The sequence below is a fragment of the Microcystis sp. M_QC_C_20170808_M9Col genome (assembly GCF_007095495.1).
Taxonomy (GTDB): Bacteria; Cyanobacteriota; Cyanobacteriia; order Cyanobacteriales; family Microcystaceae; genus Microcystis; species Microcystis aeruginosa.
The window spans coordinates 1-10729 of the sequence record NZ_SFBZ01000169.1; the positions used below are offsets into that span (position 1 = coordinate 1).

The window sequence follows — 10729 nt, forward strand, 5'->3', positions numbered from 1 at the left end:
ATTGATTAGCTCGTTCTAGATCGAAAACAATTGGGAACAATCGAAGCAATGTCTTTCTATATAAGGGTTTCATCCCTTCTAACCCCCCTCCATTGCATAACACAAACCGAAGAACCAGAAAAATTTTCCCGACTAGAAACAGGAAAATTATACTCTTGGACATATTGACAATCTATTCTTTTTGTGCCTAACCTCATGCAGTTGAGATAAGCGCGCTGGAAAGAAACCACATAGGCTAAAAACAGCAAAGGAAACCCAGCCAGAAAAAACCCCAGAAAAGGACGATATTTAGGAGCCTTATTCTCTAATAAGAGTGTAGTCAGCGTTTTTTGCTTAACTCGCATGGGAAACCCTACAGGTACTTTGTTCTAATTGTACTACAGCTTTTTTCAGCATCCTTCTCAGGATCGATTTATTTAATCTGCTGACGGGGAAAATTGTAATGATTATTCACGAAAATCTGACATCGGTCTCTAGACTGCCTCTATCTTGACCTTTTTTGTTCTGGTTTGCCACGGTAAAACCCTGTTTATCGAGTTTTTGTAAAGCTTTGGTGGTTTTTTGTTTATTGTTTGTATTTAAAGTAAATGTATAAACAAAGCTGTTTTTATAAGTTTTTATGACTTTAAAAAACTTTATAAGCTCTAAAAGATTATTTATATAATTTTTAAGCGTTCAATCTCACTCTAGCTATAGCAGATAAAAATTGAGCCTCTTTCCAAGGGGTGGGGAGATGGTCAATAATTGGGATCAAAGCACTGATAAACAAACTCACCATTCAAGCGCACATTTAGGAGAACTTCCATGCCTTTAACACTCGCAGTCTACGGAAAAGGTGGCATCGGTAAATCGACAACAAGCTGTAATATTTCGGCCGCTTTAGCCAAAAGAGGCAAAAAAGTCCTACAAATAGGCTGTGACCCCAAGCATGATAGCACCTTCACCCTGACAGGCTTTCTGATTCCCACAATCATCGATACCCTGCAAGAAAAAGATTTTCACTACGAAGACATCTGGCCCGAAGACGTTATCTATGACGGTTACGGTGGTGTCAAATGCGTGGAAGCGGGGGGGCCTCCGGCCGGTGCCGGTTGTGGCGGTTACGTCGTCGGCGAAACGGTGAAATTATTAAAAGAATTGAACGCTTTTGATGAATTTGACGTGATTTTGTTCGATGTTTTGGGGGATGTGGTTTGTGGAGGATTTGCCGCACCCTTAAATTACGCCGATTACTGCATAATTGTCACAGATAACGGCTTTGATGCTCTTTTTGCCGCCAATCGCATCGCCGCTTCCGTCCGAGAAAAAGCGCGCACCCATCCCCTGCGACTAGCCGGATTAATTGGTAATCGCACCTCAAAACGCGATTTAATTAATAAATATGTAGATCATGTTCCCATGCCAGTGTTAGAAGTTTTACCCTTAATTGAAGATATTCGCGTCTCCAGAGTTAAAGGTCAAACTCTCTTTGAAATGGCCGACAAAGATCCGATGTTAAGTTACGTTTGTGACTATTATCTCAACATTGCCGATCAGATTTTAGCCAAACCAGAAGGAGTTATTCCCAAAGAATCTGCCGACCGGGAATTATTCACTTTATTATCGGATTTCTATCTTAATGCCGATAAACCGAAAGTTAACGCCGAGGAAGAATTAGACCTGATGATGGTTTAGATTATTTTGTCGGGTGGGTTAGGGACAGCGTAACCCACCAATAACCACCAATAAACTCTTTTTCTGGGTGGGTTACGGCGAATAATTAACTTATTAGTTAATAGCCTAAATTATCGTCGCCTAACCCACCCTACCCACGGGCCCACCACCCAACTCGATGCAGCTTTAGAACTTAAGTTATCAGTATGTATGTATTTCTTTTGTCAGCTTAATTCCGATGGGGACAAACTGGTAGAAGTCTGAGGATTGAATTTTGATCCGTCGGAAGAAGAAACTAGAAACTTTTAATCCATCAGAAGATAGTGAACTACAAAAGATTAGAGAATAGATAAAACGAGAAAACCAAAATAAACCAAGTTAAAGGAGAACCAAACAACATGACCGCCACTCAAGAACCGAGCGCTTTACAATTTGATTGTGAAACCGGCAACTATCACACCTTTTGTCCGATTAGCTGTGTTGCTTGGTTATACCAAAAAATCGAAGATAGTTTCTTCCTTGTTATCGGCACAAAAACCTGTGGTTACTTCCTGCAAAATGCTATGGGGGTGATGATTTTTGCTGAACCACGTTATGCTATGGCTGAATTAGAAGAAGGGGATATTTCCGCTCAACTAAAAGACTACGAAGAATTAAAACGCCTCTGCTTACAAATTAAACGAGATAGAAACCCTAGCGTTATCGTTTTTATCGGTACTTGTACCACCGAAATCATCAAAATGGACTTAGAAGGATTAGCACCGAAACTAGAGTCAGAAATCGGTATTCCTATCGTGACAGCGCGCGCTAATGGTTTAGATTATGCCTTTACCCAAGGGGAAGATACCGTCCTCGCTTCTATGGTGCATAAATGTCCCGAAAAAGTTAAGCACGAAGATGAAAAAGAAGAACGGAATGCTATCCAGAAACTCTTAACTTTTGGACGTAAAAAAGAAGAAATTAAACAGGAAGAATCGGAATATAAAGACCATCATCCTTTGGTTTTATTTGGTTCTGTTCCCGACCCGATTGTGACCAATTTAACCCTAGAATTGAAAAAACAAGGAGTTAAAATTGATGGTTGGTTGCCTGCCAAACGTTTTACTGAATTACCGGTAATTGAAGAAGGTTATTATGTGGCTGGTGTCAATCCTTTTCTATCACGAACTGCCACCACTTTAATGCGTCGTCGTAAGTGTAAATTAATTGGCGCACCCTTTCCCATCGGTCCGGATGGAACCCGCGCTTGGATAGAAAAAATCTGTTCGGTTTTGGGAGTACAACCGCAGGGATTAGAAGAAAGAGAGGCAAAAATTTGGGAAAGTTTAGAGGATTATCTGCAACTTGTGCGCGGTAAATCGGTCTTCTTTATGGGGGATAATTTACTAGAAATTTCTCTGGCACGTTTCCTAATTCGTTGCGGGATGACTTGTGATGAAATCGGTATTCCTTACATGGATAAACGCTACCAAGCGGCCGAATTAGCATTACTAGAAAAAACCTGTAATGATATGGGTGTTCCCATCCCGAAAATTATCGAAAAACCTGATAACTACAATCAGATTCAGCGCATTTACGAGTTAAAACCCGATTTAGTGATTACAGGAATGGCCCATGCAAATCCCTTAGAAGCGCGGGGAATTAACACTAAATGGTCGGTAGAATTTACTTTTGCTCAAATTCATGGTTTTACCAATGCGCGAGATATTTTAGAATTAGCTACTCGTCCCCTGCGTCGCAACAATAACCTCAAGGAATTGGGTTGGGACAAGTTAGTTAAAGAGTCAGCAAAAGTGTAAATTTGTTTTCAAAAGGCTACAATCATCAGGTAAGGAAAATCAATTCCTTACCTTTTTTCTGTATTTAGTTCACGTCAATGTCCAATAACTTATCTCACCAAAAACCCTATCATCTCAACTTTAGCAGTGAGGATTTAGGCACGGCAAAACCGACTATCACCCTATTATCGGGGGAACCAGAACGCTCGCGCTATATTGCTGAAACTTATTTACAAAATGCACGTTTACTATCGGATTATCGCGGATTAAATAGTTATCTTGGCTATCTAGATAATTCTATCCCAATTCTTCTGGCTACCAGTGGCATGGGTGCGCCATCTTTGAGTATTGTAGTTAATGAATTAATACAGGTGGGAATTAAAACTATTATTCGTATTGGTACTTGTGGCGCAATTCAAAATAGAATAAAAATTGGTGATATTATTATCTCGCAAGCGGCTTTATGTAGGCAAGGTGCAGCTAATGATATTGCTCCTCCGGAATATCCCGCAGTGGCGGATCCTTTTTTGACAGTTGCTCTAGTCAAATCGGCTCAATTTTTGGGAGTAAATTATCATTTAGGTATTACCGCTTCTGTGGATAGTTTTTATGAAGGACAGGAAAGAATTGTGTCTTCTGCTAACCCTTATCTTCAGCGTCACTTAGAGGGAATTACGGAAGAATATCGACGTTTAAATATTCTCAATTATGAAATGGAAGCGGGAACTTTATTTAAAATGGCGGGGGTTTATGGATTTACTGCCGCTTGTATTTGTGCTGTGATTGCCGCAAGAAGTAAAGAGGAAGGGATTAGTTTAGAAAGCAAACAACAGGCCATTGAAAAAGCGATTCAGGTGGCAATATTGACCGTTAGCAACCTCTCCCCATCCTCAATTGATTAATGTTCAGAAATCATCTTCATTAAGACTTCCTCTTTTTCCTGACTTTGGGGATCACAGGAGATAAGTTTAGCGCGTAATTCCTGGGACAAAATAATTGATCGCCTTGTCTAAGTAGGGTATATTAGTTTGACCAAAAAAGTTTATTTTGTTGCGAATATGTAATGATTTTTGACAAAAGTAAATTCTCACCCCAAAAAATTAGCTTATTCTTAGTCTTCTAAGCTAATCTTGACCGGATTAACTTGCCATCGGTAAAGTCAAAAACTTTAGCGACGAGACGATTATAAGGTGAGATAATGGGAAAAAATTGGTTTTAGCTTTAAGGATGGTATTATGTCAGACGCAACGCAGTTAACACCGGAAAAAATTGCTCAGTACCGTATTGAATTTGCGGACAATGAGAACGCTTTAATTGCACTTGATGTTATTGAGGAATGGGAGGGAGATTTAGGGAGCATCTCACCTTTGCAATGAGCATAAATACTTAGTGGAAAAATAGGCTTTTCGAGGGTAATTCTTGTTTTAATTCTCCAGGTACGCAGTCTTTAAAAGCCTCTATTTCGTTCCAAATCGCGTAAGTGAGATGCTCCCGAGATTTAGCAGATGCTGCTGAGTCTATTGCCACTCGTAACGGGATTGAAGGGGTAGAAGATAATGCTGATTTTCGTTGGTTTGTTATTGTTCTTAATAAATGTCGTGATTCTATTTGTCAACCGAAGTTGCGAGAAAAATATTTACCCGCACTTATCCCTACTTTAACAGGTATTATTGTAGGATATTTGATGTGTCCTCCGCAAGTCGCGGGAATTTTATCTGCTATAGTTGCTGTTTATATTCAGGATCAAGGACTGGATAAATTTTGTCAAAATTATCCTGATTCTTAAATCAAAGTGATCCCCCCCAACCCCCCTTAAAAAGGGGGGAGAATACCTCAACTTAATTGTATTCTCAAGGAACAATAGATTAAACTCCTGTTGCGATAAATGCCGTCCAATAATAGGGATTGGCAAAGGGATAGGGTTCACGTTTAACCGCAGCTTCTAATAAGTCTTGGAATTTTCTTCTATCCCGTTTACTCTCAAAGACTTGATCGAGTAATTGCTGGAATTCTTGACTATTTTTTGTTTGGGCTAATTTTTTACTATTCAATGTTCTTAACCAAGTTTGAGTATGATTTAAAACAATAGCAATACTCCCTTGATCTTGGATAGAAATCCGTTTAAGATCGTGATAAAATTTAGCCATAAATAACGTGGTTGCTAGGGGATCTACTGTCCAAAGGGTGCTAACAACACTAGAACTTCCTGCAAATAGAAAACCACTAGGTAAACCCACATATTCATCACTAATACTATCAGCTTTACTTTCTATTATACCACTTTCACAAGCAGAAAAAGTGACTAAACGACATTCTCTTAAGTCAAATTTTTCAAAGACTTCTGCTAGAGTAAGGTTAGCTGATTCTCTTAAGTTACCGTCTGGATCTGCTAACATTAAAGCAGAATCTCTAGGGGATTCATTATTAAATTTACCATGACAGGAAAAATGAATACAATGAGATGCTTGTAATTCTTGACGACGGTTTTCTAGGGTTTGTTCTGATGCTTCTAATTCCCCAATAATAATGGTTTTTTCTGCAGCAAATCCTTGACTAATTCTCTCGATTTCTAGATTTGCACCTAAGAGAGGTTTTAGGTCTTTTCTGGTGGGGTTTTTAATAGCAAAAAGACGAGTAAAGTTCTCACGCTGTAATGATTTTACCAGTTTTAAGAGTTGGCAACTGGGAACGTATCCTACACCATTAGAAAAGCGTTGATAGAGAAATTGTCCATTGTTTAGGGGTAAACAATGAAGGGGAATAATATGTAAAAACCAATGGGGAATTAGGATGAGACGAGAGCAAGATTTAGGAATCAGTTCTAAAAGTTCATCAATCTGGAGAATTTCTGATAGTTGATTTAAACAATCATTAAGATTATTAATCCACGCGGTTTTATTATTTTCGTAAGCATCACGATAATTTTTAATAAAATTAATCAATTTTTCTCGATCTTCTGCTGAAGATTGCCAAACTTTAACCCCTTTCACCTCACTATTCCCCCCTTTTGAAGGGGGGTTAGGGGGGATCAAACCTTTTGAAGGGGGGTTAGGGGGGATCAAACCTTTTGAAGGGGGGTTAGGGGGGATCAAACCCTCATTAGTAACAATAAACGCCATAATACTATCCCCTGCAATATACCATTCTAAGATGGCAGTATCTTGATCAATTAAGGATTGAATCTCACTTAGAGGAATGCTTTCAACCTTTTGAGTTAAGCTAAAAGCGCGATCTATGGGGGTTATTTCGTCGGCAATTAGTTGATTTAATTCTTGTTTTAATTGATTGAGGTGAGTATAGTCATTTAAGATGGGTTGTTTTTGTTGATCTAGGGTTAAAATTCCTCCCCTATTGCGGGTTTGTTCTTGGATGGCTAACTGTTGTTCTTCCCCAATAATGGCACGACGGAGGCGATCTAATTCCGTAATAATAGTTTGGGGGATATTACCTTTAGGATAGATATCTCGATCGGTAAGCAATTGGACTAGATAGCGGGTTTTGCTGCGTTCAACGTATTCTAAGGCGCAATCTGGTTGATTGAGGTTGAGATAGGATTGAACAATGCCATGATAAACATCCATTGCATCGGAGAGGATTTCTTGTTGTCGTTGGGGGTTTAAGGCTTCGAGTCGGATATTTTCTACTGCTTCGATAGCCAAGTTGTAGCCTTTGATGGCGGTTTCCCAGTCTTTGATAAAGTTAGCAGTATTTCCTAAGTTTCGTCCTGTTCGTAAGCAGTTTATGGGAAAAGCCGTCGGAGTATATACTTCTAAAGACAGATTAAAAGCGGTAATCGCTAACGCTAGATTATCTGCCCTTTTCCCTCTAATGCGATCACCATAAACAGTCCCTAAATGATTTTGTGTTAATGCCCATTCATAAGGAAAAGCATCACGATTATAAACTCTTAGAGCTTCTTGAATAAAATTGATAGACTTATCAAAATTTTCTTTTTTATCTCCTCTAATTCTATCCGCATAAGCACTGGCTAGATCGCATTGTGTGCCAGCCCAAACACTAGGAAATTTATCATAAGTTCTCACTTGCAATACTTCGTTGTAAAATTTGATCGCTAGTTCTAAATTCTCAGCTTTATCACCTTTAATTCTATCGGCATAAGCAGCAGCTAGAGTATTTTTTGTATTTGCCCAACCTAGAGGAATTTTGTCAATGCTTCTGACTTTCAATGCTTCGTTACAAGCCGTAATCGCCAGTTCTAAATTGTCAGCTTTATTACCTTTAATTCTCTTCACATAAGCCAGAGCTAAATTATGTTGAGTCGTCGCCCAATCTTGAGGAAAATTATCGAAAGTTCTGACTTTCAATGCTTCATTATAAGCAGCAATCGCAAGTTCTAAATTCTCGGCTTTATCTCCTCTAATTCTTTTAGTATAGGTATTAGCTAGGTTATTTTGTGTATCTGCCCAATCTTTAGGAAAATTATCGAAAGATCTCACTTTCAATGCTTCAGTATAAGCAGCGATTGATAGTTCTAAATTCTCCGCTATATCTCCTCTGATTCTGTTTTGGTAAGCACTACCAAGATTATCTTGCGTATCTGCCCAAATTTCAGGAAAATCATCAAAATTAAACCCAGTTAAAACAACTTGATAACCTGTGATCGCAATTTCTAAATTAGTGGCAATATTACCTAGAGGGAATTGTTGGATTAAGGTACTAAAATTGATCAAGGTAAAGATATTACCAGCGATATATACAGCTTGTTCTGTTTCAACGGATGCTAATTGATTTTTTACCCAATTATCTAGAATAATTATTAACTTTTCATCTAATTTATCAAGATTATGCTCAAAAAAAGGATAAATATACTTAGGATCAGGATTTTCATGAACTTTATCTAATGCCTTCATCAAAAAATTTAAATATTCTTGATGTGCATTTCCAGATTCTCTGCTTTCAACTGGCGGAATTTTATTTGCTCCCTCTGGCACAACTTCCCAGTCATAACCCGCTTCCTCACAAAAAGCAATAATTTCTTCGATTAATATACTTTCAACGCTAGGTACAGGAAAATTCTGTTCTCTTAATTGTCGTGCAAAATTAGTTGCATCTGCTGAAGCTTCAAACAGTAATATTGTCTGTTTCTCTTGACTACTTATTGTATGAATTCCTTCATTATCTGTTCCTACATTGTAGAGAAGAATATAAACTTGAGGTTGAGGGGTGAGAAATTGCCCCAACCATTGCGCTATATCGCGTAACCAAGCAACAGGATTATTATGTCCTTGTTCTTCTAACCATGTTGCATAGTTTTCCATCACCTGCAAAAATTGGGGATCAATCAATTCCTGATTTGCTTGCAGAATCTTATTGAGTTCCTCATCATCAGTACAAGCGAGCAACTGTTCAATTAAATTAACATAAGCTTGGGCGCGTTGTTCATTCATTGTCTGTACTGTGATTAGAATGATTGAATGAGGGACTATGATGTTTTTTGGCGGATGACTCTATGATAGGATGAGTCCCCTTGATATAGGGCGATTATGACACAGAATGCTATAGAGGATATTAACTATAAACGCTCAAACTCATCAACCCTTAATCCCGCTTGCCTTAAAATACTGCTAATTGTACCGATTGTTACCTCCTTATAACAGGGAACAATCGTTGTCATTTTTCCTTCGGGAGTATCCTTGGCAAACTTAACATGACTCCCCTTTTGACTAACAACTTCAAACCCTGCCGCTTCCAACTTGCGTTTAATCTCACGATAAGATAAAGGCTTAAGCGGCATTGATTTCTACCTCTATCTTCTGTAATCGGGGAATAACTGTCGCACAAGGCGGTTCAAAATGTAATTCTAAAGCCTCTTGCAGATTGTTTAACGCCTCGGTTTCCGTTTCCCCTTGACTAGCAACATCAACCTCTAAACATTGGGCAACAAACCAATTATCTTCTTGAAAAATTCTCGCTGTAAGTACCTGTCTCATTTTCACTTTCCTGATTGAGCTTTCCATAATTATAGGTCAGGCTAGAATGACAGTCAATTAAATAATCATATAGATCATGCTTTAGACTTCTACATAACAAGATTCTATACTTTATATGGTTCTTCGGTTTGTGTTATGCAATGGACGGGAGTTATAAGGGGTGAAACCCTTATATAGAAAGACATGGCTGCGATTTTTGCCAATTGTTTTCAATCTAGAACGAGCTAATCAATTACCAAGTAACGAAGAACCCTTTATATCCCGTAACCAAGCAACAGGAGTATTATTTCTTTGTTCTTCTAACCCTGTTGCATAGTCTTCCATCATTGTCTGTACTGTGATTGATGTGATTATGTGATGAACTGTGATTTTTTTTGAGAGAGACCAACCTTATGATTTAACGTGATACAACAAATATTCGTGATTGTCAAGGGGGGTCGCTGCCAAATTTGTTTGATATATTCCAAGTTTCTGCCTTAGAACATATCAAACAAATTACTTTTCTGCACAAATAACTGTCATTACAGCAACTTCTTTGTCCAATTGATCTCCTATTTCATCTTCAACAACGTCCAGATCGTAATCCATTTGTAATCCCAGCCAAAATCGCGGTGACATATCAAAATAACGAGCTAACCGAAGAGCTATATCCGCCGTGATACACCGCTTTCCGTGAACGATTTCGTTAATACATTGTTCAGGAACTCCAAGAGCCAGAGCTATTTGATTCTGACTAAGGTTCATTGGCTTGATAAATTCCTCTAAAAGAACCTCACCGGGATGAATTGGCATTAGTTTATCTTCATTCATTATTTTACCTCAATGATAATCAACGATTTCTACGTCTAGAGCATCACCGTTTTGCCAGACAAAGCAAATTCGCCATTGATCGTTAACCCGAATGCTATATTGACCTTCCCTGTCACCAACCAGACGTTCCAATCGATTTGCTGGTGGGACACGAAGATCTTGCAGGGTTTCCGCACGATTAAGCATCCGCAATTTTCGCAATGCCACTTGTTGGATATCTAATGGCAATTTACGCGAATGTTTACGTTCAAAAACTTTTTGAGCTTCTTTATCTTTAAAGTTTTGGATCACTCTCTAAACAATTTCTTATCCTACTTTTAAGTATATGACGTAAGGATGCTCCAATGGCAGAACTGGTTGGGGAACAGGCCAGACAGGGACTTCTGCGAATGCGTCTGGGGCCAAGATGACGCGACGACAATTGACATCCTCGCCGCCGTAAAACGGACGGCGATTCCCAAACCTCACGATTTAGGTTTCTGCTTCTTTCCCTTGCGGGGTTCCGCACCTGCCTTAACAGATTTACTCTGTTCTGGT

9 protein-coding genes and 3 pseudogenes are annotated in these 10729 nt (G+C 38.8%); 6 read left to right on the forward strand and 6 right to left on the reverse strand.

Annotated features, from left to right (window positions below; all coding sequences use genetic code 11):
• Nucleotides 1-116: 116 nt before the first annotated feature.
• Nucleotides 117-344 (reverse strand): annotated as a pseudogene (locus EWV68_RS21860) (hypothetical protein); the annotation flags it as partial.
• 460 nt (nucleotides 345-804) lie between these two features.
• Here EWV68_RS21860 and bchL point away from each other — a divergent pair.
• The 5 genes and pseudogenes from bchL to EWV68_RS10055 form a co-directional block, all read left to right on the forward strand.
• Entirely contained in the window at nucleotides 805-1674 is an 870-nt protein-coding gene (gene bchL / locus EWV68_RS10035) for a ferredoxin:protochlorophyllide reductase (ATP-dependent) iron-sulfur ATP-binding protein (protein WP_002759152.1), read from the forward strand.
• 377 nt (nucleotides 1675-2051) lie between these two features.
• Nucleotides 2052-3452, forward strand: a complete 1401-nt coding sequence (locus tag EWV68_RS10040) for a ferredoxin:protochlorophyllide reductase (ATP-dependent) subunit N (protein ID WP_002790983.1) — start codon at nucleotides 2052-2054, stop codon at nucleotides 3450-3452.
• A 77-nt stretch (nucleotides 3453-3529) separates the two neighbouring features.
• Nucleotides 3530-4333, forward strand: a complete 804-nt coding sequence (locus EWV68_RS10045) for a nucleoside phosphorylase (RefSeq protein ID WP_287169682.1) — start codon at nucleotides 3530-3532, stop codon at nucleotides 4331-4333.
• Nucleotides 4334-4666: 333 nt separating this feature from the next.
• The gene (locus EWV68_RS10050) at nucleotides 4667-4807 is read left to right on the forward strand and encodes a hypothetical protein (protein WP_287169684.1); all 141 of its coding nucleotides are present in this window, start codon (nucleotides 4667-4669) and stop codon (nucleotides 4805-4807) included.
• 119 nt (nucleotides 4808-4926) lie between these two features.
• Nucleotides 4927-5217 (forward strand): annotated as a pseudogene (locus EWV68_RS10055) (hypothetical protein); the annotation flags it as partial.
• 79 nt (nucleotides 5218-5296) lie between these two features.
• Here EWV68_RS10055 and EWV68_RS10060 read toward each other — a convergent pair.
• From EWV68_RS10060 to EWV68_RS10080, 5 genes are all read right to left on the reverse strand, one after another.
• Entirely contained in the window at nucleotides 5297-8839 is a 3543-nt protein-coding gene (locus tag EWV68_RS10060; RefSeq protein ID WP_287169683.1) for a DUF3110 domain-containing protein, read from the reverse strand.
• 125 nt (nucleotides 8840-8964) lie between these two features.
• Nucleotides 8965-9186: a type II toxin-antitoxin system HicA family toxin gene (locus tag EWV68_RS10065; RefSeq protein WP_002790990.1), complete on the reverse strand. Its 222-nt coding sequence runs from the start codon at nucleotides 9184-9186 to the stop codon at nucleotides 8965-8967.
• On the reverse strand, nucleotides 9176-9382 hold the full coding sequence (locus EWV68_RS10070) for a type II toxin-antitoxin system HicB family antitoxin (protein ID WP_002740815.1): 207 nt from the start codon (nucleotides 9380-9382) through the stop codon (nucleotides 9176-9178). The genes EWV68_RS10065 and EWV68_RS10070 overlap by 11 nt, the downstream gene beginning before the upstream one ends.
• Before the next feature lie 495 nt (nucleotides 9383-9877).
• Nucleotides 9878-10192 (reverse strand): HigA family addiction module antitoxin, encoded by a 315-nt coding sequence (locus tag EWV68_RS10075; RefSeq protein ID WP_002737909.1) that lies wholly within the window; start codon nucleotides 10190-10192, stop codon nucleotides 9878-9880.
• A 9-nt stretch (nucleotides 10193-10201) separates the two neighbouring features.
• Nucleotides 10202-10483: a type II toxin-antitoxin system RelE/ParE family toxin gene (locus EWV68_RS10080; RefSeq protein ID WP_002740810.1), complete on the reverse strand. Its 282-nt coding sequence runs from the start codon at nucleotides 10481-10483 to the stop codon at nucleotides 10202-10204.
• A 45-nt stretch (nucleotides 10484-10528) separates the two neighbouring features.
• Here EWV68_RS10080 and EWV68_RS10085 point away from each other — a divergent pair.
• Nucleotides 10529-10729 (forward strand): annotated as a pseudogene (locus EWV68_RS10085) (hypothetical protein); the annotation flags it as partial.